Annotated in this window: 23 protein-coding genes; 14 read left to right on the top strand and 9 right to left on the bottom strand. The window is 68.1% G+C overall.

Annotated features, from left to right (window positions below):
- Positions 1–7: 7 nt before the first annotated feature.
- From AVT10_RS03575 to AVT10_RS03565, 3 genes are read right to left on the bottom strand one after another with little or no spacing between them, the layout of a single operon-like run.
- A complete protein-coding gene (locus AVT10_RS03575) occupies positions 8–1,219 on the bottom strand; it encodes an ATP-binding protein (protein WP_066688441.1) in 1,212 nt (403 codons plus the stop codon).
- Positions 1,220–1,248: 29 nt separating this feature from the next.
- Positions 1,249–2,052 (bottom strand): SLBB domain-containing protein, encoded by an 804-nt coding sequence (locus tag AVT10_RS03570; RefSeq protein WP_066688439.1) that lies wholly within the window; start codon positions 2,050–2,052, stop codon positions 1,249–1,251.
- An 18-nt stretch (positions 2,053–2,070) separates the two neighbouring features.
- Positions 2,071–3,297 carry an outer membrane beta-barrel protein gene (locus AVT10_RS03565; RefSeq protein ID WP_066688435.1) on the bottom strand — a complete coding sequence of 409 codons (1,227 nt, stop codon included), beginning with the start codon at positions 3,295–3,297 and terminating at the stop codon, positions 2,071–2,073.
- 359 nt (positions 3,298–3,656) lie between these two features.
- Here AVT10_RS03565 and AVT10_RS03560 point away from each other — a divergent pair, with 359 nt between their 5' ends.
- Positions 3,657–7,025: a family 16 glycosylhydrolase gene (locus AVT10_RS03560; RefSeq protein ID WP_164523832.1), complete on the top strand. Its 3,369-nt coding sequence runs from the start codon at positions 3,657–3,659 to the stop codon at positions 7,023–7,025.
- Positions 7,026–7,092: 67 nt separating this feature from the next.
- Here the strand turns inward: AVT10_RS03560 and AVT10_RS03555 are convergent, their stop codons facing one another.
- From AVT10_RS03555 to AVT10_RS03545, 3 genes are read right to left on the bottom strand one after another with little or no spacing between them, the layout of a single operon-like run.
- Positions 7,093–7,647 carry a Smr/MutS family protein gene (locus tag AVT10_RS03555; protein ID WP_066688429.1) on the bottom strand — a complete coding sequence of 185 codons (555 nt, stop codon included), beginning with the start codon at positions 7,645–7,647 and terminating at the stop codon, positions 7,093–7,095.
- The gene (mltA, locus tag AVT10_RS03550; RefSeq protein WP_066688426.1) at positions 7,628–8,914 is read right to left on the bottom strand and encodes a murein transglycosylase A; all 1,287 of its coding nucleotides are present in this window, start codon (positions 8,912–8,914) and stop codon (positions 7,628–7,630) included. Before mltA ends, AVT10_RS03555 begins: the two co-directional genes overlap by 20 nt.
- 5 nt (positions 8,915–8,919) lie before the next feature.
- Positions 8,920–9,564 carry a Tim44/TimA family putative adaptor protein gene (locus AVT10_RS03545; protein WP_420038491.1) on the bottom strand — a complete coding sequence of 215 codons (645 nt, stop codon included), beginning with the start codon at positions 9,562–9,564 and terminating at the stop codon, positions 8,920–8,922.
- A 180-nt stretch (positions 9,565–9,744) separates the two neighbouring features.
- Between AVT10_RS03545 and secB the strand changes: the two genes are divergently transcribed.
- The 4 genes from secB (at position 9,745) to AVT10_RS03525 (ending at position 14,833) form a co-directional block, all read left to right on the top strand.
- Positions 9,745–10,245: a protein-export chaperone SecB gene (gene secB / locus AVT10_RS03540; protein WP_066688424.1), complete on the top strand. Its 501-nt coding sequence runs from the start codon at positions 9,745–9,747 to the stop codon at positions 10,243–10,245.
- Between the two features lie 255 nt (positions 10,246–10,500).
- Positions 10,501–12,081, top strand: coding sequence for a murein biosynthesis integral membrane protein MurJ (gene murJ, locus AVT10_RS03535; RefSeq protein ID WP_066688422.1), 1,581 nt, complete (start codon positions 10,501–10,503; stop codon positions 12,079–12,081).
- A gap of 15 nt (positions 12,082–12,096) precedes the next feature.
- A complete protein-coding gene (gene trpS, locus AVT10_RS03530; RefSeq protein WP_066688421.1) occupies positions 12,097–13,101 on the top strand; it encodes a tryptophan--tRNA ligase in 1,005 nt (334 codons plus the stop codon).
- 103 nt (positions 13,102–13,204) lie between these two features.
- Entirely contained in the window at positions 13,205–14,833 is a 1,629-nt protein-coding gene (locus AVT10_RS03525; protein WP_066688416.1) for an alpha-D-glucose phosphate-specific phosphoglucomutase, read from the top strand.
- A 328-nt stretch (positions 14,834–15,161) separates the two neighbouring features.
- Here AVT10_RS03525 and dnaA read toward each other — a convergent pair whose 3' ends face one another.
- From dnaA to mutM, 3 genes are all read right to left on the bottom strand, one after another.
- A complete protein-coding gene (gene dnaA / locus AVT10_RS03520; RefSeq protein ID WP_066688415.1) occupies positions 15,162–16,580 on the bottom strand; it encodes a chromosomal replication initiator protein DnaA in 1,419 nt (472 codons plus the stop codon).
- A gap of 476 nt (positions 16,581–17,056) precedes the next feature.
- The gene (gene rpsT / locus AVT10_RS03515; protein ID WP_056459222.1) at positions 17,057–17,320 is read right to left on the bottom strand and encodes a 30S ribosomal protein S20; all 264 of its coding nucleotides are present in this window, start codon (positions 17,318–17,320) and stop codon (positions 17,057–17,059) included.
- Between the two features lie 93 nt (positions 17,321–17,413).
- Complete coding sequence (mutM, locus tag AVT10_RS03510) at positions 17,414–18,226, bottom strand: bifunctional DNA-formamidopyrimidine glycosylase/DNA-(apurinic or apyrimidinic site) lyase (RefSeq protein ID WP_066688414.1); 813 nt, start codon at positions 18,224–18,226, stop codon at positions 17,414–17,416.
- 92 nt (positions 18,227–18,318) lie between these two features.
- Here mutM and AVT10_RS03505 point away from each other — a divergent pair, with 92 nt between their 5' ends.
- From AVT10_RS03505 to AVT10_RS03465, 9 genes are all read left to right on the top strand, one after another.
- A complete protein-coding gene (locus tag AVT10_RS03505) occupies positions 18,319–19,050 on the top strand; it encodes a class I SAM-dependent methyltransferase (RefSeq protein ID WP_066688412.1) in 732 nt (243 codons plus the stop codon).
- Between the two features lie 52 nt (positions 19,051–19,102).
- The gene (gene ubiB, locus AVT10_RS03500) at positions 19,103–20,635 is read left to right on the top strand and encodes a 2-polyprenylphenol 6-hydroxylase (protein WP_066688409.1); all 1,533 of its coding nucleotides are present in this window, start codon (positions 19,103–19,105) and stop codon (positions 20,633–20,635) included.
- Positions 20,636–20,697: 62 nt separating this feature from the next.
- A complete protein-coding gene (locus AVT10_RS03495; protein ID WP_066688407.1) occupies positions 20,698–21,726 on the top strand; it encodes a hypothetical protein in 1,029 nt (342 codons plus the stop codon).
- Positions 21,723–22,901 carry a bifunctional phosphopantothenoylcysteine decarboxylase/phosphopantothenate--cysteine ligase CoaBC gene (gene coaBC, locus AVT10_RS03490; protein ID WP_066688405.1) on the top strand — a complete coding sequence of 393 codons (1,179 nt, stop codon included), beginning with the start codon at positions 21,723–21,725 and terminating at the stop codon, positions 22,899–22,901. The genes AVT10_RS03495 and coaBC overlap by 4 nt, the downstream gene beginning before the upstream one ends.
- Positions 22,888–23,706, top strand: a complete 819-nt coding sequence (locus AVT10_RS03485) for an alpha/beta hydrolase family protein (protein ID WP_232307860.1) — start codon at positions 22,888–22,890, stop codon at positions 23,704–23,706. Before coaBC ends, AVT10_RS03485 begins: the two co-directional genes overlap by 14 nt.
- Positions 23,703–24,140 (top strand): dUTP diphosphatase, encoded by a 438-nt coding sequence (dut, locus tag AVT10_RS03480; RefSeq protein ID WP_066688404.1) that lies wholly within the window; start codon positions 23,703–23,705, stop codon positions 24,138–24,140. Before AVT10_RS03485 ends, dut begins: the two co-directional genes overlap by 4 nt.
- Positions 24,137–24,580, top strand: coding sequence for a hypothetical protein (locus AVT10_RS03475; protein ID WP_232307859.1), 444 nt, complete (start codon positions 24,137–24,139; stop codon positions 24,578–24,580). Before dut ends, AVT10_RS03475 begins: the two co-directional genes overlap by 4 nt.
- A complete protein-coding gene (locus AVT10_RS03470) occupies positions 24,577–25,326 on the top strand; it encodes a HesA/MoeB/ThiF family protein (protein ID WP_066688402.1) in 750 nt (249 codons plus the stop codon). Before AVT10_RS03475 ends, AVT10_RS03470 begins: the two co-directional genes overlap by 4 nt.
- Positions 25,314–25,649 (top strand): DsrE family protein, encoded by a 336-nt coding sequence (locus AVT10_RS03465; RefSeq protein WP_066688401.1) that lies wholly within the window; start codon positions 25,314–25,316, stop codon positions 25,647–25,649. The genes AVT10_RS03470 and AVT10_RS03465 overlap by 13 nt, the downstream gene beginning before the upstream one ends.
- Positions 25,650–25,674 lie beyond the last annotated feature (25 nt).

Below are 25,674 nucleotides of genomic sequence, written 5' to 3'. Positions count from 1 at the left end.
CCCCCGATCACTGGCCGCCGATCCGGCGCACCCCGACCCCATGTTCGATCATCAGTCCCAGGAACTGCGGCGCCAGGCTGTCGCGGAACATCACCGCGCCATGCGCCATCGTCACCAGCGCCGGCCCCACCTGCTGCATCACCCGTGCCAGCGCCGCATCGTCCAGCGTGTCGCGGCCCAGCGTCGTCCGCTCGACCAGCCGCAGCAGGTCGTCGTTCGTCGCCGGGTCGCCGATCGCCCGGGTGAAGATGCGGTGGTCGTTGCCGCTGATATCGGCCCAGCCGGCAAAGGCGCGCTGGAAGCCCTGCGCCACATCCGCCGCCTCGATCCGGTCGCTGCCGCGCGCATCGGCGACCAGCGCCGCCTCCAGCCCGAACAGCCGCGCGTGATAGGGCGATCCATAGGCCGAATGCACGACCGCCGCGGCCGCATCGGGTGCGAAAGCCATGCCGCACTTGTCCGCGCAGCTGTCCAGCAGGGTGCGCAGGTCGTCGGCCGCGATCGGCCCGACCGGCACGACCAGCATGTGCCGCCTAAGCGACGGATGGCCGCTGATCAGGTCATCGACATTGGCCGCGATCCCGACGATGACGATCTGCACCCGCGCATGCATGTCGCTCAGCAGCTTCATCAGCGCGGCGACCTCCGACTGCACGGCGGCATCGTCGATCCGGTCGAATTCGTCGAGAACCAGCACGGTCGGCTGCCGCACCTCGCCCAGCGCGGTCGCCAGTTCGCGCGGACCGAAGGCCACGTCGTTCAGCGCCGCCAGCCGCTGCATCAGCGCGGTGTCGCGCCCGGTGCCCGGCAGCGATTCGAGGAACGGGCGGAACAGGTCGGTGAAGCCGATATTGCCGCTGGTCGATTCGTACAGGACGATCTGGCCCACCTCGTCGGCGAAATCGCCGAACACGCGGACCAGCGACGTCTTGCCCGACCCGCGCGCGCCGAACACGACGACGTGCTTGCGCTCCCACACGACACCGCGCACCATCCGGTCGACTTCCTCGGTGCGGCCCGACAGGCCGAACCGGTCCTCGACCGGCAATGCCGCGGCAAAGCCCCGATGGATGCGCAGCCGGCGATCGGGCTGTGCGACCGGCGCGGCGGGTTCCGCCGCCGGCGGAAACGGCACGACCCGCTCGATCCGGAGCGGGCGGTGCCGCGGGGGATCGATCAGCCGTGCGAACATGGTCTTCAAGCTGGCGAACACGCCCATGCGAAATTTCCTTTAACCGCCGGTCGCGATCAGAACAGCTTTTCCTTGATGATCAGCACGTCTTCGGGCTGCACCACGTCGTCCAGGCCCAGGCCGTTGACCTTCTGGCCACCGCGCCGCACCTCGATCCGCCGCGTCGATCCGGCGAGCGTCGGACCGCCCGCGCGCGCCAGCGCCTGGCGATAGGTCATCCCCGGCTGCACCGCGAAGGCGCCCGGCTCGTTCACCTGGCCATAGACATAGACCATCTCCGCCGGCGGCACGAACAGCGTGTCGCCCGGCCGCACCAGCCGCGCCCCGCCTGCGCCCAGATCGGCGAGCGACAGGCGTTCGGGCGCCCCGTTCATCGGGGTCAGCACGACGACGTTGGCGCCATCGGCGCGCACGCCGCCGGCCCGCGCGATCAGCATCGCGACGGTATAGGGGCGGTCGAGCGGATAGTTGCCGGCATTGGGCACATTGCCCAGCACCGTCGCCGACCGGCTGACATAGTTCGACACCTCGACGCTGATCGACGGCTTGGTCAGATAGCCGCGACGCGAATATTCACTGGCCAGCGTGCGCGACAGGTCGGCGGCGGTCATGCCGGCGGCCCGCACCGGGCCCAGCAGCGGCATGTTGACCGTGCCGTCGGCGGCGATGCGGGTCTTCACCGCCATGTCGGTCCGGCCGTAGACGCTGATCGCGACCTCGTCGTCGGGACCCAGGATATAGCCCGCCTGCGGCAGCGTGGCGGCCGGCGCGGTCGCCGGGGTCTGCGCCGGCAGGACCGACGGGAAGGTGATCGCGGCGAACATCGCGCCGCCGATCAGGCGCATCTTGGTGCTGTTCATCTTGGCTCACCCTTTTCCTCAGAATCGCATTTCGGCGGACGCAGTCACGCGGGTCGCATCGAAATCGCCGATCGACGGCTCCGTCTTGCGCCGCGAATGGGTCGCGTCGAGTCGCAGAAACAACCGCCCCGTCATCTGCCGTGCCAAACCGGCACGGAAAATCGGCGACTGGTCCTTTTCCAGCCCGCCACGCACGCCGCCCGGCGGCGCGCGGAAATCGCGGGTCCGGTAATCGAAGCCCAATGTGGCGGAGGTCAGTTCGTTGACCTGCATCTGCCCGACCAGGCTGTAGCTCGACTGCACGGCATAGGCGGTGGTCAGCAGCGTATCGAACACCACCGACCGCGCCGCCGTCGCTTCGATCTTCAGCGGGGCCAGCGCCCGGCTGACCACCTGCGCGCGCCAGCCGAGACCGCCATAATCCTCGATCAGCGGGTCGTCGCTGCGCACCGACAGCCAATGGACGTCGACGCTGGCGGTCAGCAGCGGCGACACCGCCCGATCGAGCGCCACGCCGGCGCGATCGACCGAACTGCCGCCGCGCACCTGGTTCGGACGGGTGATGTCGTCGCGGCGATAATAGGCCAGCGCCTGCCCCAGGCTCGGCCGGCGATAGCCGATGCCGACGATGCCGGAGGTCGTCCGCTGGTCGGCATAGTCGAACTCGCCGTCATTGTCCGATTCATACCGCTCGGCCGACAGCAGCGGATAGAAGCCCGCTGGCCGCTGGCACGTCGCGGTCGCCCCAAAGCGCGTCTGGCGGATGGTGTTGTCGAGCGGCGCGTTGAGATCGCCGAAATCGGTGCGCTGGCGGTTATATTCGCCGTAGGGCGTGATGCTGCACGTGCCCGCAATCCCCGCCGTGCCCCGCGCGCCCAGCGCCAGACGCGGCCGGCTGCGGTCGGGATTGAAGGTGAAGATTTCATAGCCGTACAGCGCGTTCGCCGTCACCTGCGCCCCGCCCAGGATGCGGTCGATCCGCGCCGATACCGCCGGCGCGACGATCAGCTCGTCGGTGCGCCCATCGGCCCCCTTGATCGTGCGAAAGATATTGTCGTCATAGGCGACCGACAGCGCGGGCGTGATGATGATGTCGTTTTCGCGCAGCGACAGCGGCGCCGACGCGACCGCCGACGGCAGATAGAGCGACAGGGGCTGCTGCACATCGCGCGAGCGTCCCGCCACTTCGCGCGGCTGGGCGAACGCGGGCAGCGCCGACGCCAGCATCGCCGACGTTAGCATCATGGCCGCACAGGAACGCCGACATGTGCTGATTCGCCGATCGATTGGCACCTGCATCTCCAAGCTGCACCGGTTCAAGTCTCGCGCTCGCCTAACCCAGGAAACAGGCGACGTCAAAAGATTGCTGCATTGCAAAAAAACTAATGGTTAGCGCGGGATCTCACGCCACCGTCCGGACCATAGCATGGCGCGGAAATCGGTACCGCGCAAAACGCTGTACGCGAACAGACCTACCGCCGGTGGCCCGAACGCCGCGTCAGCTATGCAAATTAAGATGAACAAAGATTTAACCGCGTGCGCAAGCCGAAATTTTACAGGGAATCAGCGATCTGATGCGGGCTTGGTCAGAGGAACTCGTCCCCATGGTTTACGTTAATGGCGCCGGAAAAACGTTGTCGGTTTCGGGTGCGGTAAAGAGTAACGCCACCCGCAATGCCGATGGCAGCGTCAGCACCGGCAACGCCGACAACAACGCGCTGCACAGCGCAGGCTATGGCAGCGGCGTCCAGAGCGTGATGACCGGTGGTGATGGTGACGACACCTATCACCTCTGGTCGAAGGCGACCGTCACTGAAAAGGCCGGTGGCGGCATCGACACGGTCTACAGTCATATCGAGGCAGCCTATCTGCCCGATCACGTCGAGAACCTGACGCTGTCGGGGGCAAGCGCCCGGTTCGGTTTCGGCAACGCGCTCGACAACGTCCTGACCGCGGGCGACACCGGCAGCGAATTGAACGGGGGCCTGGGTGACGACGTCATCGTCGGCGGCAAGGGCGTCGACACCGTCATCGTGCGCAAGGGCGAGGGATCGGACGCGGTCTATAACTTCAATGTCGCGCAGGACAATGTCCGCCTGAGCGGCTTTGGCTATCACGATTTCGCCGACCTGAAGGCGCGCATGACGCAGACCGGGGCGGACGTGACGATAACCCTGTCGGACGATCAGAAGCTGGTGTTGCGCGACACGCAGGTCGACGCGCTGTCGGCGAAGAATTTCGAACTCGAACTCGATCGCAGCACGCTGAAGCTGACCTTCGAGGAGAATTTCGACAAGCTGGTCACCCAGTCGCAGGGTGGATTCTGGCGCACCGACTGGGGCAATGGTGGCACGAACGACAATTACCGTCCCGGTGAAGTCGGTGCCTATGTCAACGACACCTTCCAGGCCGCATCGAAGCTTCTCGGCGTCAATCCCTTCTCGATCGACAATGGCGTGCTGGCGATCACCGCCAAGCCGGCGGGCGCGCTGTCCAGCCTGATCGATGGTCGCACCTACACGACCGGGGTGCTGTCGACGAAGGACGCTTTCTCGCAAAAATACGGCTATTTCGAAATCCGTGCGACGCTGCCCGAGGGCAAGGGCTTTCTGCCCGCCTTCTGGCTGAAGTCGGCCGATGGCCGCTGGCCGCCCGAGCTCGACGTCGTGGAAGCGATCGGCGACCGGTCCGACACGATCTACATGAGCAGCCATACCGCCGCCGAGACGGGCTCGCACACCTTTCAAACCCAGACGACGCATGTCGACTCCAGCGAACCGCACACCTACGGCATGAACTGGACCAAGGATTCGCTGGTCTGGTACATCGATGGGGTCGAGGTCGCGCGCTACAAGTCGCCGACGGATGCGACGGCCGAATTCTACATGATGATCAACCTGGCGGTCGGCGGCAGCTGGCCGGGCGCGCCCGATGCCACCACCGGGACGGGCCAGTTCAAGGTCGATTATGTCCGCGTCTATGCGAACAGCGATACCGAAAGCTACACCAGCAAGGGCGAGACCTTCTACCTGAACGACAGCGTGCCGCACACGCAGGGTACGTTCGGCGACGACCTGCTGACCGGCGGCACCGGTGCCGATGTGATGGACGGCCGCGCGGGCAACGACAGGATGTTCGGCGGCGCCGGCAACGACACCTTGACCGGCGGGGCGGGCAACGACCTGCTCGACGGCGGGACCGGGGCCGACGACATGGCCGGCGGCGATGGCGACGACATCTATTATGTCGACAATGCCGGCGACCGGGTCAGCGAATATTACAACAACGGCAAGGGCGGCTATGACAAGGTCTTCGCCTCGGTCGATTATACGCTGACCGCCAATGTCGAGGACCTGACGCTGATCGGCACTGCCCGCAGCGGCACCGGCACCGAACAGGACAATATCCTGACCGCCAACGACCTCGGCAACACGCTGCGCGGGCTGGGCGGGCACGACACGCTCAACGGCGGGCGCGGCGACGACATCCTCGATGGCGGCGCAGGCAATGACAAGCTGTATGGCGGTGCCGGCAACGACAGGATGTACGGCGGCGATGGCTATGACGTGCTGTACGGCGGCGACGGCAACGACGTGATCGACGGCGGCGCGCACAACGACACGCTGTATGGCGATGCCGGCGAGGACAAGCTGTATGGCGGTCCGGGCAACGACACGCTGATCGGCGGTTATGACGCCGACTTCATGGCCGGCGGCCAGGGTGACGATCAATATCATGTCGACCATGTCGGCGACGTGATCGAGGAACTGTTCGGCGAAGGCTATGACCGGGTCCGCGCGTCGGTCGACTATACCCTGTCCGACAATGTCGAAGAACTGCAGCTGGTCGGCCCGGCCATTACCGGCATCGGCAACGCCCAGAACAACACGCTCTACGGCAACGAGAACGACAATCGCCTGTTCGGCGGCGGCGGCGACGACGTGCTCACCGCCGGCCTCGGCAACGACCTGCTCGACGGCGGGACGGGAGCCGACCGGATGACCGGCGGCGACGGCGACGACACCTATTATGTCGACAATGTCCGCGACAGCGTGATCGAGTTCTTCAACGGCGGTGCCGGCGGCTATGACAAGGTGTTCGCCTCGGTCGACTATACCCTGACCGCCAATGTCGAGGATCTGACCCTGACGGGGTCCGCGATCCGCGGCACGGGCAATGCCGGCCACAATGTCATCACCGGCAACGACATGGACAATATCCTGAACGGCGGCGACGGCAACGACACCATCTATGGCGGTGCCGGCAACGATACCATCTATGGCGGGACCGGCTGGAACTCGCTGTATGGCGGGACCGGCAACGACACGATCCATGGCGGCAGCGGCAACGAGACGCTGGTCGGTGACGAAGGCGACGACCAGCTGTTCGGCTATGCCGGCGACGACCGGCTGATCGGCGGCGACGGCAACGACGTGCTGAACGGCGGTGTCGGGGCAGACCGGATGGAGGGCGGCGACGGCGACGACATCTATTATGTCGACAATGCCCGCGACACCGTGACCGAATATTTCCACAACGGCCAGGGCGGCCGGGACAAGATCTTCGCCTCGATCGACTATGTGCTGGGCGACCATGTCGAGGACCTGACGCTGATCGGCAACGCGGTGCGTGCCACCGGCAACGCGCTCGACAACTTCATCACCGGCAACAAATGGAACAACGGCATCGACGGCGGCGCCGGCAACGACCGGCTGACCGGCGGCGGCGGGGCCGATACCTTCCTGTTCAGCGGCGTGTCGGGCAACGACGTCATCACCGACTTCGACTGGGACGACCGCATCGACCTGCGCGGCTGGTTCGCTGACGGGGTCGTCGACATGAAGAAGCTGTCGATCGTCAATGGCGAGCATGGCGCGATCGTGTCGATGGAGGGCCATGGCTCGATCGAGCTGCTCGGCGTCGCCGCCAACGAGCTGTCGATCAAGTCGTGGGGCATGATCACCCACGCCTGACGCTGGCGACTTCGGGGGGGAGGCTCCGGCACGCGCCGGGGCCTCCCTTTCTACGTGCGGCGAAAGACTACCGCGCCGCCGGCCGCCGCAGGATCAGGTACAGCGCCCCCTGCCCGCCATGGCGCGGATGCGCGGGGCGGATCGAGGCCACGCGGTCGGCATGCCGCCCCGCCAATATCCAGTCGCCCACCGCCGCGCGGATCGCGCCGCGCGCATGCGGCCGTTCCGATTCGGGGCGCGGCGGCTTGCCCGTCACCAGCAGCAGCACCCGGTCGCCGCGCTGAATCGCGCGTGCCAGCCCCTGATCGAGCAGCAGATGCGCCGAATGCAGCGTATGCCCGTGAAGATCGATCGTCGATTCCGGGCTGACCAGCCCGCGCGACAGCCGCCGGTCCCAGCTGGCGTCGAGCGTCGCGCCCGGCGTCCGCGCCTTGGCCGGCACCGGCGCCGCGGCAGGCGCCTTCGCCCGCACCGGCTTGGGTGCCGGCGCGCCGTGCTTCTCCAGCTTTTCGAACAGCGCCGGCGCGACCGGCACCGGGCGCACGGCATGGAGCGGCTTTACCGCCGCGACCACCCGCGCCCACAGCGCCGCTTCGCCGGGGTCAAGGCGTCGCCCGGCCACCCGCGATCCGCTGGACGGTGCCGATCGGCAGCAACAGGAAGGCGGTGCCGCGCGCGCTCATGCCGCCGGCGATCGCCCGCGCCTCGTCGCCCGCACCCCAGAAGGTGTCGAAGCGGTTGGTGCCCTTGATCGCACCGCCGGTATCCTGCGCGACCCACAGCCCGGTGGCATCGGTGCGGTCCATCGACAGGAACACCGGCGCGCCCAACGGCACGAAGCGCACGTCCGCCGCGACGCTCGCCTGCCCCGTCACCGGCAGCCCCAGCGCGCCCAGCGGCCCCGGCCCGGTCAGTTCGCGGAAGAACACGAAGCTCTTGTTCTCGCGCATGATCGCGCGGCCCTGTTCGGGATTGGCGCGCAGCCACGCCATCAGCCCCTGCATCGACGCCTGCCCCGGCTGCACCAGCCCGCGGTCGCGCATCAGCTTGCCGATGCCGGTATAGTCGCGGCCATTCTGCCCGGCATAGCCGATGCGCATGACGCCGCCATCGGGCAGCCGCAGCCGGCCCGACCCCTGCACCTGCAGGAAGAACATCTCGACCGGATCGGCCGCCCACGCGATCTCAAGACCCCGCCCGGCCAGCGCGCCTTCCTCGATCGCGGTCCGGTCGTAATAGGGAACGAAGGCCTTGCCATCGACCCGCCCGCGAATCCGCTTGGCCTTGAGGTCGGCCGAAAACAGCCCCAGGTCCGCCTCGACCAGATCGCCCGGCACGCCATAGATCGGCGTCTCGTACCCGCTGCGCCGGTCGCGCGACCCATGGATTTCGGGTTCGTAATAGCCGGTGGCGAACGCCTTGCCGTCACCGACCTGCGCCGTTTCGAACCAGCGCGCGAAAAAGGCCCGCGCCCCGCCCGCACCGACGCCGCGCGCCGCATCGCACGCCGCCTGCCAGTCGGCTGGGCGGGTCAGCCCGGTCGGATCGGCCTTGCGCGTGACGGAGGGGCAACTGATGCGGAACGCCGCCAGCGCGCGCTCGGCCGCGTCGTCGGTGATCGGCAGGCTGGCGACCGGCGGCCCGGCGACGACTCCGGCGGCCAGCGCGGTCGCAGCACCGTCGACCGTGCCCACGCCGGTGATCGGCGGCAACGGCACCGATGCGGTCGGCTGGCGCACCGGCAGGGGGCGGCTCGGCGTGCCGCGCGTAATAGCGGGCCGCTCGGGCGCCGGCCGCGACGCGGCACTCTCCGCGCCCCGCGGCACGATCGCATTGGAACAGCCGGCCAGCAGCAGCGCGGCGAGTGCCGCCATCCCCCCCTTGTTCATGACGCTCAGGCTTCGTCGGTGTCGGCGAGCTTCCAGTTCGGGTCGCTGCTCTTCAGCACCCGCAGGAACGTCCACACGTCATGCGTCTCGACCGCGTCCGACAGCGACCCGGCGATCATGTTGCCATCGGCATCGCGGGTGATCGCGGCGATATCGGCGTCGAAGCGTACCGCGACGCGGGCGACGCCGCCCTCGACCGATGCCTCGGTCACGACCGCACGCTCGATCGACACCAGCCGGTTGTCGAGGACATGGCCCGCCGCATTGCGCTCGGCGATCGCCTGCGAAAACGCCTCGCGCACATCGCGCTCGGTCAGCCATTCGAGGGTCGATTCGTCGCCCTTCCAGAATGCTTCGAGGATCATGCGATAGGCCGACTTGGCGCCTTCGATGAACTGCGCGACGTCGAAGGTCGGATCGGCGGCGATCAGCGCGCGCAGGCCGCCTTCGGCACCGCTTTCGACATGTTTCGGCCCCAGCACCCGTGCCTCCGGCGCCGCCTCGACCGGGCGGGCGAGCGGCGGCGTGCCGATGCGTTCCTCGGCCGTGCGCGGCAGGGGTTCATGGCCGGTCCGCTTGCCGAGCACGGCATAGAGCCGCATCGCCAGAAACGCCGCAACCATCGCGAGCAGGACGACAAAAACCAACATGCCTTCACTTCCTTCCGTCGACCGGACATAGGACCGATCGGGCGCGGATACAAATGATGCGGCGGCCTTCTGGTTCGCCGGGCGGGTCGACCCGTTGAATCGCGGTCCTGCCGCTGCTAGTCCGCGCCATCTTAACGCGGCAAGCGCCAAAGCTTTCCGCCTGAGCGGACAGGGATTATCATGGAAGATCAGAACGACGCCACCGGCATCGACGCGTTTGCCAACGGGGACGACAGCCAGCCGTCGGTCAACGTCATCACCCAGTACGTCAAGGACCTGTCGTTCGAAAACCCGAACGCGCCGGGCGTGTACCAGATCGCGGGCAGCCCGAAGCTGGACGTGCAGTTCAACATCGGCGCCAACATGGTCGGCGACGGCGTGCACGAAGTCGTGCTGAAGATGGAGGCGCGCGCCGAAATCGAAGGTCAGGTGATGTACCTCGTCGACCTGTCGTTCGCGGGGCTGTTCGGGCTGCGCAACATCCCCGACGAACATCTCCAGCCGTTCCTGCTCGGCGAAGCGCCGCGCATCCTGTTCCCCTTCGCCCGCCGCGTGCTGGCCGACGCGGTCCGCGACGGCGGCTTCCCGCCGCTGATGCTGGAGCCGATCGACTTCGCGCAGCTCTACATCGCGCAGGCCGAACAGCAGGGCGCGCTGGGCGAAGTCGCCGGCCACGCCTGATCTTCGGGGCGGGCGGGCTTGGCTTTTATCGGAATTGCCCCCTGCCCCCGCCCCGTTCCGTACCCCCGCGCAGGCGGGGGTCCAGGGTCAAGCAAGGCAACGGCTTGCCTATGTCGCTCTGGATCCCCGCCTGCGCGGGGATACGCTTAAGGGCGACCTCACCAAGGTCTCGAACGCGTCCGGCATGACGAACGTCGCGCCCCCTCCGATCAGGAACGGCACCGGGAACAGCGGAATGTCGATGGGCTACCGGTCATGAAACTCGCCAAATCCTTGGGGTCGGTCGGCGGGCTGACGCTGGCCAGCCGAATACTCGCGCTGGTCCGCGACTCGCTGCAGGCGACCTTCGTCGGCGCAGGCTTCGCCTCCGACGCGTTCCTCGTCGCCTTCCGCCTGCCCAACATGTTCCGCGCGCTGTTTGCCGAAGGGGCCTTCAACGCCGCCTTCGTACCGCTGTTCAACAAGAAGGTGGCCGAAGGTGACAGCGCCGCCGAGGGACAGGGTCTGGCGACCGGCATCGCCTTTGCCCGCGACGTGCTGTCGGTGCTGCTGCCGGTACTGATCGCCGCGACGGTCGTCATGCTGATCGCCGCATGGCCGCTGACGTACCTGCTGTCGGGCGGGTTCAACGATCCGACGCCCGACCAGTTCGCCTATGCGGTCACGCTGTCGCGGATCACCATTCCCTATCTGCTGCTGATCTCGATCGTGTCGTTGCTCGGCGCGATCCTCAATTCGCTCGACAAATTCTGGGTCAATGCCGCGGCCCCCATCCTGTTGAACGTCGCGATGGTCGCCGGACTGGTCTTCTTCCACGGACCCGATCCTTACGCGACCGCTCGCGTCCAGGCATGGGCAGTGACGGCGGGCGGCGCGTTGCAGCTCGGCTGGCTGATGTTCGCCTGCCGCCGCGCCGGCGTCTCGCTCAAACCCCGCCGCCCGCGCATGACCGACGATGTCCGCGCGATGCTGAAGCTGATCGTGCCTGCCGCCGCCGGGGCGGGCGCGATGCAGTTCAACCTCGTCATCTCGACCGCGCTGTCGGGCAAGCTGCTCGACGCCGGGTCGATCTCCTACATCTATTATGCCGACCGGCTGAACCAGCTGCCGCTCGGGCTGATCGGCATCGGCCTTGGCACCATCCTGCTCCCCACCATCTCGCGCCAGCTCAGCCGCAAGGACGATGCCGGCGCGATGGACACGCAGAATCGCGGTATCGAGCTGGCGCTGCTGCTGACGCTGCCCGCGACCATCGCCTTCCTGACCGTCGCCGAACCGATCATCCGCGCGCTGTTCCAGCATGGCGCCTTCACCGCGCAGGACACGATCCGCTGCGCCCAGTCGCTCGCCGCCTTCTCGCTCGGGCTGCCGGCCTATGTCCTCATCAAGGTGCTGACCCCGGGCTTCTATGCGCGGGAGGATACGCGGACGCCGGTGCGCTTCGCCATGTGGTCGATCGGCATCAACATCGTGCTGAACCTCGCGCTGATCCCGACCGTCGCCCATGTCGGCCCGCCGCTCGCCACCGCCGTGTCGGCCTGGGTCAATGTCGCGATGCTGTACGTCACGCTCAGGCGGCGCGGGCATTTCGCGCTCGACAGGCAATTGACCCACCGCCTGCCGCGCTTCGCGCTCGCCTCGCTGCTGATGGGGGCGGCGCTGTTCTTCGCCGATACGCTGGTTGCCCCGTGGACGACGGGCGCGGTGGTCACCCGCATCCTCGGCATGGTCGCCCTCGTCGGCGCGGGCGCCATCGTCTATGGCATCGCCTGCCTGGTCACCGGAGCGTTCCGGCTGGCCGATCTTCGCGCGCTGCTCCGGCGGCGTGCCGCGTAACACAGGAAACCATTCATGCGTGTCGTCTCCGGCATCCAGACCACCGGCAATCTCCATCTCGGCAACTATCTGGGCGCGATCCGCAACTGGGTGCGGTTGCAGGACCGAATGGGCGCGGACGATGTGTGCCTGTTCTTCCTGGCAGACCTCCACGCGCTGACCGTGACGCAGGACCCGGCGACCATGGCGTCGAACACGATCGAGATGGCGGCGACCCTGCTCGCCGCCGGGATCGATCCCGACCGCTCGATCCTGTTCAACCAGGCGCGCGTGCCCGCGCATAGCGAACTGGCGTGGATCCTGGGCGGCACGGCGCGGGTCGGCTGGCTCAACCGCATGACCCAGTGGAAGGACAAGGCCGGCAAGAACCGCGAAGGGGCCAGTGTCGGCCTCTTCACCTATCCGGTGCTCCAGGCCGCCGACATCCTGGCGTATCGCGCGACGCACGTGCCGGTGGGCGAGGATCAGAAGCAGCATCTGGAATTGGCGCGCGATATCGCCACCAAGTTCAACCTCGACTTCAACGTCGACCTGTTCCCGCTGCCCGAACCGATGATCCCGGAGGACACGCCGCGCATCATGAGCTTGCGCGACGGCACCGCGAAAATGTCCAAGTCCGATCCGTCGGACATGAGCCGCATCAACCTGATCGATTCGGACGACCAGATCGCGGCCAAGTTCCGCAAGGCCAAGACCGACCCCGAACCCCTTCCGTCCGAAGTTGGCGGCCTCGCCGAACGCCCGGAAGCACGCAACCTCGTCACCATCTATGCCGCGCTGTCGGGGGAGACATCGCAGGACGTGCTCGCCAACTTCGGCGGCCAGGGGTTCGGCGCGTTCAAGCCCGCACTCGCCGATCTGGCGGTCGCCAAGCTCGGCCCGATCCGCGACCGGCTGGTCGCCCTGCTCGACGACCGCGCCGCCGTCGGCGCAACGCTCGCCAAGGGCGCGGCCAGGGCCGATGCGCTGGCCCGCCCCACCCTGGTCGCCGCGCAACAGGCGCTGGGCCTGCAAATCTGAACATTTGTTTTGGTTAATCGGGTGCCACGGCCAAATTAATGCTGTCCGTGGCACCTTCCCCACCTTATGCGTTCGGCAACGCCCACCACAGGGGAAGCCGTTCGTGACCAGCACCGTCGAAACCAAGCCCTTCACCGACCAGAAGCCCGGCACCTCCGGCCTGCGCAAGAAGGTCCGGGTGTTCCAGCAGCCGCACTATGCCGAAAATTTCATCCAGTCGGTGTTCGACGTGGTGGAGGGCAAGGACGGCGCGACCTTGGTGATCGGCGGCGACGGCCGCTATCTCAACCGCGAAGTCATCCAGACCGCGATCCGCATGGCCGCCGCCAACGGCTTTGCCCGCGCGATCGTCGGACAGGGTGGCATCCTGTCGACCCCCGCCGCCTCCAACGTCATCCGCACCCGCGGCGCGATCGGCGGTCTCGTCCTCTCCGCCAGCCATAATCCCGGCGGCCCGGACGAGGATTTCGGCATCAAGTACAATGTCTCGAACGGCGGCCCGGCGCCGGAGAGCTTCACCGACGCGCTCTATGCCCGTACGCTGGAAATCGACCGCTACGTCATCAGCGACATGACCGATATCGACCTCGACACGCTCGGCGAGACGACGGTCGACGGCCTGACCGTCGAGGTAATCGACCCCGTCACCGCCTATGCCGAATGCATGGAAGGGCTGTTCGACTTCGCCGCGATCCGCGACCTGATCGCCGGCGGCTTCCGCCTGTCGTTCGACGCGATGCACGCGGTCACCGGCCCCTATGCGACCGAGATCCTCGAGCGTCGCTTGGGTGCCGCCCCCGGCACCGTCGTCAACGGCGCCCCCCTGCCCGATTTCGGCGGCCATCACCCCGACCCCAATCTCGTCCACGCCCATGAACTGTACGAGCGGATGATGGGCGACGACGCCCCCGATTTCGGCGCGGCATCGGACGGTGACGGTGACCGCAACCTGATCATCGGGCGCGGCATTTTCGTGACGCCCTCCGACTCGCTGGCGGTGCTGGCGGCCAACGCGCACCTCGCCCCCGCCTACAAGGACGGCATTGCCGGCATCGCCCGCTCGATGCCGACCTCCGCCGCCGCCGACCGCGTGGCGCAGGCGCTGGACGTGCCGCTGTACGAAACCCCGACCGGCTGGAAATTCTTCGGCAACCTGCTCGACGCCGGCCTTGTCACCATCTGTGGCGAGGAGAGCGCGGGCACCGGGTCCAACCATGTCCGGGAAAAGGACGGCCTGTGGGCAGTCCTGCTGTGGCTCAACATCCTGGCGGTCCGGCGTCAGCCGGTGGCCGAGATCATGGCCGACCATTGGGCGCGCTATGGCCGCAATTACTATGCGCGCCACGATTATGAAGGCGTCGAGCAGGCTGGCGCGGACGCACTGATGACGTCGCTGCGTGAGCGTCTGGTGACGCTGCCTGGCACGACGATCGGCGACCTGACCGTCTCGGAGGCCGACGACTTCGCCTATCACGACAGCACTGATGGCTCGGTCAGCCGCAAGCAGGGCATCCGCATCCTGTTCGCCGACGGATCGCGCATCGTGTTCCGCCTGTCGGGCACCGGCACGCAGGGCGCGACGTTGCGCGTCTATATCGAACGCTACGAACCGGCGGACGGCGATCTGGCGCAACAGACCGGCGATGCGCTGGCCCCGCTGGTGGCGGCTGCGGAGACGGTTGCTTCGATCAAGCAGCACACCGGGCGGAACGAGCCGGACGTCGTTACGTAAGAAATTGGGTTCACGCGGAGGCGCGGAGGCGCGGAGGGAGTGCGATCGGGGCACCTCCTCCGCGATCGGGAGATGCTTGCGCTAGCGATAGCCCTAGAGATGAGGCTGCTGCCGCGGCAAGCGCTTGCCCGACGCGCACACTCTCCGCGCCTCCGCGTGAACCCTTCTGCCCCCTTCCCCGCAATCCGTTCGGTTCGAGCAGCTTCGAGCTTGTCGAGAAGCGTCTGTCGAGAACTTGGTCGTTTGGGGCAGCCCCTTCTCGACTTCGGTTCTCGACAGGCTCGAACCTGCGCTCGAAGCAAACGGCAGGGGCGTTGGGTAAGGGGCTTCAGCCCTCGAGCGAGCGCATCAGCGTGCGGACCGCTGCGTCGATTTCGCGATCCACCCCACGCAGTTCCTCGATCCGCCGAACCGCATGGATCACGGTCGAATGGTCGCGATTGCCGAACTTGCGGCCGATCTCCGGCAGCGACCGGGTCGTCAGCCGCTTGGCGAGATACATCGCCACCTGCCGCGGCCGCGCGATCACCTGCGCGCGGCGGGCCGATACCAGGTCGAGCTGCTTCACCTCGAAATGCGCTGATACCGCACGCTGGATATCGTCGATCGTGACGCGCTTGGCCGGCCCCGCCAGCATCTCGCCCAGCGTCGCATGGGCGAACGCCATGTCGATGGTCTCACCGGTCAGCGAGGCATAGGCGACGAGGCGGTTGAGCGCGCCTTCCAGCTCGCGCACGCTGCCGTGAATTCGCCCGGCGAGCAGGTCGATCACATCCTCCGGCACCGCGGTACCCGGCACCTCGGCCAGCTTGGCGGCCAGGATTTCGTGACGCAGCTCGGTCTCGGGCGTCTTGATATCGGCGACCAGACCGCCGCCCAGCCGCGACAGCAGCCGCGGGTCGATCCCGTCGAGCAGCGCCGGCGACCGGTCGCAGGCGATCACCACCCGCTTGCCCGCGTCCATGAACGCGTTGATCGTGTGGAGGCATTCCTCCTGCGTGGCGTCCTTCCCGGCGACGAACTGCAGGTCGTCGATCATCAGCAGGTCGACGCCGCGCAAACGGGCCTTGAAGCTGTGCGTGTCGCGCGCGCGCATCGCCGCGACGAATTCGAACATGAACCGCTCGGCCGGCAGATAGACTGCGCTCGCGCCCGGATCGGCCTCGAGGAACGCATGGCCGATGGCGTGCATCAGGTGCGTCTTGCCGAGGCCCGTGGCGCTGTGGAGGAACAGCGGGCTGAAGCGCGGCACGCCCGGTTCGGCCAGCGCCTTCGCCGCGTTGAACGCCACGCGATTCGACGGGGCGACCACGAACCGGTCGAATCGATAGCGCGGGTCGAACGCCGGACGCTCGGCCGGGGCACGCTGCGGCATGGCGGGCATCGGTGCGGCGGCGGCGGCCGCCATCAGCGGCAACGGCGCTTCGGCCGGTGCCGAATCGAACAACGGAGCGGGCGGAACGATTCGGGTGGGCAAGGCGGTGGCGGTTTCGACGGTGACGTCACGGACATGGGGCAGCTGGGCACGGAATTCATGCGCCAGGCGCTCGGCATAATGGTTGCGGACCCAATCGGTCATGAAGGCCGATGGCAGCGTCAGGCGGACCACGCCGTCGCCATCGGGCGCGACCAGCTCCATCGGCTTCAACCACCGGTCGAACAGTCGCTGCCCGGCGGACACGCGCAGGTTCTGGCGCACGCGGGCCCAAGCCGCTGCCACCTCCACCTGTTCATGATCCACCGGCATCGTCACTGAAACATACCTCTCCCGCGCCGGGAAGCATGCCTCCCGGCCCTGTCGGTCCGTCGTCTAAAAATCCCCCCTCGACCGCGCCGAAGCGTCGGTCGCACGCGAAGATTCGCGTGGGCCCCTGCTCGCCACGAGTGCGTCGGGGAGTGCTGTTTAGGAACCGGAATGCGCTTCGATCAAGTCATCAAACCGAAATAAAGGCAGTTGACACGCCCCCAGCCGCAGAAATGCGTCGGATTTCTTTTTTATGGTTCAATAACAATATGTTAAGCGCAAGTTCGCGCCGTGAATCAGCGGAATCCTAGGATTTCCGCCATTTCCCAAAGGCTTGATTCGACGCGGCTTCGCGGAACCAATTTGGGGATGGTTGGCCGGCATCGATACCATACCGCGCTTGGCATAGGCCGAACGCAACAAACCCCGCCGGCGCTGACGCCGACGGGGTATCCTGCTTGCCGACAATGGCCGAGCGATCAGGCGATCGCGCCGACGGCCTTGGTCAGACGCGAGAACTTGCGGCTCGCGGTGTTCTTGTGCAGCACGCCCTTGGCGACGCCACGGGCCAGTTCCGGCTGGACGTTCGCCAGCGCGGTGGTGGCTGCTTCGCGGTCGCCGGCGACGATCGCTGCTTCGACCTTCTTCACGAAGGTACGGATGCGGCCGACGCGCGCACCATTGATTTCCGCACGACGCGCATTGCGCCGGATACGCTTCTTCGCCTGTGGCGTATTCGCCATGCCGTCCTCGACTCTCGCAAATGATTGGTGCCGATCGAGCAGATCCCGACCGGAGAAGGTGCGCCCCTTAAACGCTTAAGCCCGCGCGGTCAACTATTGCTGGCATGTCCGGCACCAGAAGGTGGAGCGCCCGCCATCCACCCGGCGCTCGACCATGCCGCCGCACGGACACCGCTCGCCTTCGCGGCCATAGACCCGGAATTGCTTGGAAAAATAACCGAGTTCGCCGTCCGGCCGGGCATAGTCGCGCAAGGTCGATCCGCCCGCCTCGATCGCGGAGAGCAGCACCGCGCGAGTCGCGTCGACCAGCGCCGCGAGTCGTTCCGGTGCGATCTGTCCGGCGGGACGGGTCGGGGCGATTCGTGCGACGTTCAGCGCCTCGCAGACATAGATATTGCCGAGTCCCGCAACGATCCGCTGGTCGAGCAGCAGCAGCTTCACCGGCGCGATCCGCCCGGCGAAACGCCGCTCCAGATGTTCGGCGGTGAAGTCCGGTCCCAGCGGCTCGGGACCGAGCGCGACGAAGGGCGGCCATGCCGGCACCTCGGCGGTCGGCATCAGGTCGACCGAACCGAAGCGGCGCGGGTCGTTCAGCACCACCTGCCGCCCCGCCGCCGTTTCCAGCACGAGATGATCGTGGACCAGCGGCTCCTCCGGGTCGACCCGCCAGCGCCCCGACATGCCGAGGTGGAAGATGAAGCTGTCGCCGCGATCGGTATCGATCAGCCCATATTTGGCCCGGCGCGAAAGACCGGTCACCGTCGCCCCGGTCAGCCTTTGCCCCAGATCGACCGGCATCGCCCGGCGCAGGTCGGCGCGGTTGGCGACGACGCGGGTCAGCCGCTGGCCGTGCAGCACGGGGGCGAGGCCCCGGACGGTGGTTTCGACTTCGGGCAGTTCGGGCATGGGATCCTGACGATCGGGACGGTACGCCCCTTGGTGCAAAGAAAGCTAGGTTCGGTTTGCCCCCGCCACAAGGCGCGGCTAGGGCTGTGCCCATGAACGACACGGTATCCTTCGGTTACGAAGACGTAGCCCCCGATGAGAAGACGCGGCGCGTCGGCGATGTGTTCGCGAGCGTGGCGGCGCGCTACGACCTGATGAACGACGCCATGTCGGGGGGCATGCACCGGTTGTGGAAGGACCGGTTCGTCGCGCGGGTGAAGCCGGGCAAGGGCGAATCGATCCTCGACATGGCCGGCGGCACCGGCGACATCGCGTTCCGCATGGCGAAGCACGGCGCGGCCATCACCGTCGCCGACATCAACCCGGCGATGCTGGGCGTCGGCATGGAACGCGCCGAAAAGCGCGGGATCGACGGCCTCGTCTGGTCCGAACAGAATGCCGAGACGCTGGATTTCGCCGATCGCAGCTTCGATGCGTACACGATCGCGTTCGGCATCCGCAACGTGACCGACATCCCCAAGGCCCTGCGCGAAGCGCACCGCGTGCTGAAGCGCGGCGGGCGCTTCTTCTGCCTCGAATTCTCAACCGTCACCTGGCCGGGCTTTGCGGACGTGTACGATCAGTACTCGCACAAGCTGGTGCCGAAGCTCGGCAAGCTGCTGGCGAATGACGAGGACAGCTATCGCTATCTGATCGAATCGATCCGGCGCTTTCCCGACATGCCGACCTTCGAGCGAATGATCGCCGATGCGGGCTTCATCCGCACCCGGGTCGAACCGATCATGGGCGGGCTGGTCGCGATTCATAGCGGGTGGAAGATTTGATGCCGAAGGCATCAAACCCCCGCGCAGGCGGGGGTCCAGGGCCAAAGGCAGCATGACCTCGACGCTCACCCACACCTGGCGCATCCTGAAATGGGGCCGCACGCTGGCGCGCCACGGTGCGCTGATCGATATCGAGCGTAACCCGCGTACGCCGCCGCGCCTGCGCCGCGTGGTCCGTCTCGCCCGGTTCGGGGCGCGCGTGCCAAAGACCCCGCGCTATGCCGAGGCGTTCGCCGCGCTGGGCCCGGCGGCGATCAAGCTCGGCCAGACGCTCGCCACCCGCCCCGATCTGGTCGGCGAAGCGGTCGCGCAGGATCTGCTGTCGCTGCAGGACGCCCTGCCCCCGCTGCCCTGGGACGTGGTGCGCCCGGCGATCGAATCGGGCCTGGGCCAGCCGATCGAAGCGCTGTTCGCCTCCATCGAGGAAAGCCCGGTCGGTGCCGCCTCGATCGCGCAGGTCCACCGCGCGATCACCACCGATGGCCGCCGCGTCGCGGTCAAGGTGCTGCGGCCGGGCGTCGAGGCGCAGTTCTTCGACGCGATCGACACCTATGAATGGGCCGCCGCCCGGCTGGAGGCGATGGGCGGCGAGCTGAAGCGGCTACGCCCGCGTCTCGTCATCGAAACGATGAAGCGCTGGACCGCGCGCGAACTCGACCTGCGTCGCGAAGCCGCCTCTGCCTCCGAACTGGCCGACGGCATGGAGGCCGAGCCCGACTTCACCGTCCCCGCGATCGATTGGCAGCGCACCACGTCCAAGGTGCTGACCACCGAATGGATCGACGGGATCAAGCTGTCGAACCGCCCCGCGCTGATCGCCGCCGGACACGACCTGAACGCGATGGCGACCCGCCTCGTCCGCGCCTTTCTGCGACAGGCGATCGCCGACGGCTTCTTCCATGCCGACATGCACCAGGGCAATTTGTTCGCCCTGCCCGACGGGCGCATCGCCGCGATCGATTTCGGCATCATGGGCCGGATCGACCGGCGCGCGCGGGTGTGGCTGGCGGAGATTCTCTACGGCCTCATCACCGGCGACTATAAGCGCGTCGCCGAAATCCATTTTGAAGCGGGCTATGTGCCGGCGCACCACAATGTCGCCGAATTCGCGACGGCCCTGCGCGCGGTGGGCGAACCGATGCGCGGCCTGGCGGTCAAGGACATGTCGGTCGGCATGATGCTCGATTCGCTGTTCAACATCACCCGCGACTTCGACATGCAGACCCAGCCGCACCTGTTGCTGCTGCAAAAGACGATGGTGATGGTGGAGGGGGTGGCGACCGCGCTCGATCCCGATATCAACCTGTGGGAGACGGCGGCGCCGTTCGTGCGCGGCTGGATTCGCGACGAGCTGGGGCCGGAGGCGATGGTCGCCGACCGCATCGTCACCGACCTGCGCACCTTTGCCCGGCTGCCCGACCTGATCCGCAATATCGAGGCACGCTATCCCGCCCCCGGCGGCGCCCCGCCCTCTCCGCCGCTGCCCGATATCGCGGTGGTGAAGGTCGGCGGCGGTTGGCGCTATGGCCTCGTCGCCCTGGCGAGCGGAGCGGCCGGCGCGGCGCTGGTACAGCTGCTGGGATGATCCGCCCGCGGCCACCGCTGTGGCTGTCGTCGCCCACCCGGTTCGCAGGAGTGCGGCCGGCCATGGCGCTGATGCTCCTGCTGCTCGGCATCGCCCTGTTGCTGACGACATGGATGCGGCCGGTCGAGGACGTCGGCACCCGCGCCGGGGGACAGGGCGACCTCGGCCTCTACGGCGCGGTGGTCGACGGGTTGCGGCGCGGCGGCGACTATTACGGCGTCATCGCGACCGAATTTCGTGCAGCCGGCTATCCGCTGCGCCCGTTCACCGCCGTCCGCCTGCCGACGCTGACCGTGATTCAGGCGGCCCTGCCCGATATGGTGTCGGTCGTGCTGCTGGTGCTGATCGCCGCCGCGACCGGTTTCGCCTGGACCCGGCGGATCGGCGACTGGTTCGATCGCGGCCCGCCGCGCATCACCGCGCTGTTCCTGCTCGCCGGCGGCATGGTCGCCTTCGTCCAGCCGGCGCTGGTCCATTTCCATGAGCTGTGGGCCGGGCTGCTGGTCGCATGGTCGCTCGCCATCCGGCGTGCCGATCGCTGGATCGAGGCCGTCGCGCTGGCACTGTGCGCGATGCTGATTCGGGAGACTGCCGCGCTCTATGCCGTCGTCATGCTTCTCGCCGCGCTGGTCGGGCGGCAGCGGCGCGAGGCGCTGGCATGGGGTGCGATCCTGCTGCTGTTCGTCGCCATCCTGTCGCTCCACGCCCGCGCGATCGCCATGGTGTCGGGGCCGCTCGACATGAGTGCCGCTGCCTGGGGCGGCTGGCACGGCCCCGCGCTGTTCGCATCGGGCATGGCGCGCTCGACCGCGCTGACCATGCTGCCCTGGTGGCTGGGCGCGCCGCTGGCGATGCTCGCGCTGGTCGGCTGGGCGGCGGCGCCGGGGCCGGTCGGCGTGCGCGCGGCGGCGACGTTCGGCGTCTTTGCCCTGTTGATCGCGGCATTCGCACGGACCGACAGCTTTCACTGGGTACTGATCGCCGCGCCCGCCTATCTGGTCGGCATGGCCTTTCTGCCCGATGCCTTGCGCGATCTGACGCGCACGTTGCTCGACAGGCGGCGCGTTCGGGTGCAGAGGATTACCCGATGACACGCATATTGCTGATCGTCGGTGGGGGCATCGCCGCCTATAAGGCGTGCGAGCTGATCCGCCTGCTGCGCGGGGCCGGGCACAGCGTCCGCTGTGTCCTGACCGATGGCGGCGCGCAGTTCGTGACACCGATGACGCTCGCGGCGCTGAGCGAACAGCCGGTCCATACCAGCCTGTGGGACCTGAAGGACGAGGCGGAGATGGGCCATATCCAGCTCAGCCGCCAGGCCGATCTGGTCGTGGTCGCACCTGCCACCGCCGACCTGATGGCGCGCATGGCCGCCGGCGTCGCCGACGATCTCGCCACCACCTTGCTGCTCGCGACCGACAAGCCGGTGCTGGCCGTGCCGGCGATGAACGTGCGCATGTGGCAGCATCCCGCGACCGTCCGCAACGTCGCGACGCTGCGCGGCGACGGCGTGAGCGTGATGGACCCGGACGAGGGCGCGATGGCGTGCGGCGAATATGGCCCCGGCCGCCTGCCCGAACCGGCGGCGATCGTCGCCGCGATCGAATCGCTGACCGCGCCCGCTGCGCGACAGACGCTGGCCGGACGGCATGTGCTCGTCACCGCCGGCCCGACGCATGAGGCGATCGATCCGGTCCGCTACCTCGCCAACCGTTCCTCGGGGAAACAGGGTTTTGCCATCGCCGCCGCCTGTGCCGCGCGCGGGGCGCGGGTGACGCTGATCGCCGGTCCGGTGACCCTCCCCACGCCCGGGGGCGTCGACCGCGTCAATGTCGAATCAGCGCGCGACATGGCGAACGCCGTTGCGCAGGCGTTGCCGGCCGATGCGGCGGTGATGGTCGCCGCCGTCGCCGACTGGCAGGTGGAGGCCGCGCCATCGAAGCTGAAGAAGGGCGACGGCCCGCCGACCCTGACGCTGCTGCCCAATCCCGACATCCTCGCGATGCTCGGCAAAAGCCCGCGTCGCCCGCGGCTGCTGGTCGGCTTCGCGGCGGAAACCGACGACGTGCTGGCGCATGCCACCGCCAAGCGGATCGCGAAGAATGCCGACTGGATCGTCGCCAACGACGTATCGGGCGATGTGATGGGTGGCGACCGCAACAGCGTCCACCTCGTCACCGCCGACGGCATCGACCATTGGGCCGATGCGCCCAAGAGCGACGTCGCCGGTCGACTGGCCGACAGGATTGCCGATGCGCTGGCTTAGCCCCCTCCTCCTGCTCGCCGCCGCCGGATGTGCGACGCATGGCACGTCCTCCGCACCGTCCGCGCCTGCCCTGGCCGGGCAGAGCTTCGGCCCCGCCGCGCCGCGCGACGTCCGCACGCTGGTCGTCTTGCTGCATGGCGATGGCGACGGCGCGGTTCCGGCGACCTTCACCGGTGCCGCGCACCGACTGGCCGACGCGATCCCGCACGCGCGCGCCATCGCGCTGCTGCGGCCGGGCTATCATGACGATGCGGGCAATCATTCCCCCGGATCGCGCGGCGGCACCGGCGGCGACAGCTACACCGCCGACCGGATCGCAGCGGTGGCCGATACGATCAGGAGATGGCGGGATCGCTATCCCCAGGCGCGGACGATCCTCGTCGGGCAATCGGGCGGCGCGGCGATGGCGGCGGCGCTGGTCGGCCTCCGCCCCGGGCTGGTCGACGGCGTCGTGCTCGCCGGCTGTCCGTGCATGTTACCCGAATGGCGCAAGTTCCGCGCGAAACAGGGCCATGGCGGCTTCGCCACGCCGGTCGACAGCTTCGACCCGTTGATGACGGTCGGCGGGGTCGCCCCGGTCACCCGCGTCGCGCTGCTGGTCGGTGCCAACGACAGCGAGACGCCGCAGCGTTTCTCGCGCGCCTATGCAGAGGCACTGGCACTGCGCGGCATCGCCACCGATTATCGCGTGCTGCCGGGACGCGGCCATGACCTGCTCGACGACCCCGACCTGATCGACGCGGTGCGCCGCATGTCCGCCGACCCCGCCCCCGTACCGGTCCGGAACGCGATGGTGACCCCGTGATCGCGCTGCAGATCCTCCGCCTGCCCCATGGTGCCGGCCTGCCGCTGCCCGCCTATGCCACCGCCGGCGCGGCGGGGATGGACGTCGTTGCCGCCGAGGATGTCGAACTGGCCCCCGGCGCACGTCACGCCGTCGCCACCGGCTTCGCCATGGCGATTCCGGAGGGCTATGAGGTACAGGTGCGCCCGCGCTCGGGCCTGGCGCTCAAGCACGGCATCACCTGTCTCAACACCCCCGGCACGATCGACAGCGACTATCGCGGCGAGGTGAAGGTGATCCTCGCCAATCTCGGGCAGGAACCGTTCCGCGTGGTGCGTGGCGAACGCATCGCACAGCTGGTCCCGGCCGAGGTGATCCGCGCCACCCTGACCGAAGTCGACCTGCTCGACGATACCGTTCGCGGGGCGGGCGGGTTCGGATCGACCGGCCGATGATGCCCTTCGCCCTGCTCGGCCTTACCGCCCAGCTGGTGCAGGCGTCGCCTCTGGTCGCACCGTCGCCGCCCATCGCGCCGCAGCCTGCGCCGCTGGCCCGGTCGCCGATCGACTGGAGCGCGTTGCCGCCGCTGCCCTATCGCCGCACCCCGCATCCGACGGCGCGCATGACCGCCTTCGTCCAGTCCGAAATGCGCCGGACCGGCTGTCCCCGCCCCGCCCCGGTCGGCGGCCGCCTGCAGGTGCAGGTCGATGTCGCGGTGCTGATCGGCGAGGATCATGTCGTCCGCGCGACGATCCCCCGCGCGATCAACTGCCCGACCGTCGAACAATATGCCGCCGGGCTGGTGGTCAGCTATGCGCGCGGCAATCTCGTGCCTCGCTTCGTCGGCGCGGGTAACTGGTATCGCGCCGTGCTGCTGTTCGACTGGGCCGAATGACCTTCTCCGACGCCGAACTCGATCGCTACGCCCGCCACCTCGTCCTGCGCGAAGTTGGCGGTGCCGGACAGGCTGCGCTGAAGGCCGCGCGCGTGGTCGTGATCGGCGCGGGCGGCATCGGATCGCCCGCTTTGCAATATCTTGCGGCGGCCGGGGTCGGCACGCTGGTCGTGATCGACGACGACCGGGTCGATGCCAGCAACCTGCAACGCCAGACGCTGTTCACCGGTGACAACATCGGCGTGCAAAAGGTCACGGCGGCAGCATCCGCCATCGCCCGGATCAATCCGTTCGTCGCAGTAGAGCCACACTCCGTCCGAATCGACGCCACCAACGCCGCCGATCTGCTCGCCGGCGCCTCCGCCATACTCGACGGGTGCGACAACTTCGCAACCCGCCTCACCGTCGCCGACACCGCCCTCGCCGCCCGTATCCCCTTGATATCGGCCGCTGTCGGCCAGTTCGAAGGGCAATTGGGCGTGTTCCGCGGCTGGGAACCGCACCTCCCCTGCTATCGCTGCTTCGTCGGCAACGACCCCGCGCGCGCCGACGCCAGCTGCGCCGACCAGGGGGTGCTGGGCGCCCTCACCGGCATCCTCGGCAGCATGGCCGCGCTGGAGGTCATGCGCGCGATCATCGGCTTCGGCGAGGACCCCGCGGGCAGGCTGCTGATCGCCGACCTGCTCGCCTTCCGCTTCCGCACCCTGACCCTGCCCAAGGATCCCGGCTGCCGATGCGCGGGCTGACGGTTGTCGTCGCCGGTCCCGACCCGGACCGGCTGCGCGCCGCGCTGACCACGGCCTGCGCCGCCGCCGCGCTCGGCGGACGCGCCCGAGTCTATCTGCATGAAAAGGCAGTCGAGTTGCTCGTGACCGATGCCGCCGCGCCGGAAGGCCTGCCAAACCTGAACGACCTCCGCGCCATCGCGACCGACAGCGGCGTGGACCTGATCGCGTGCCAGACCGGCCTCGCGCTCGCCGGCCTGTCCGCCGACACGCAAAGGGTCGCGGCAGGCGGTCTGATCGACCTGCTCGCGACCCTCGGGGATGACCGGCTGGTCACCCTGTAGCGGCGGGAGCCTCGGCCCCCGCCCT

Source organism: Sphingomonas hankookensis (genome assembly GCF_001619955.1).
Taxonomy (GTDB): domain Bacteria; phylum Pseudomonadota; class Alphaproteobacteria; order Sphingomonadales; family Sphingomonadaceae; genus Sphingomonas; species Sphingomonas hankookensis_A.
The sequence above is the reverse complement of the archived record's forward strand: the minus strand, read 5'-3'. Positions and strand labels throughout refer to the sequence as shown.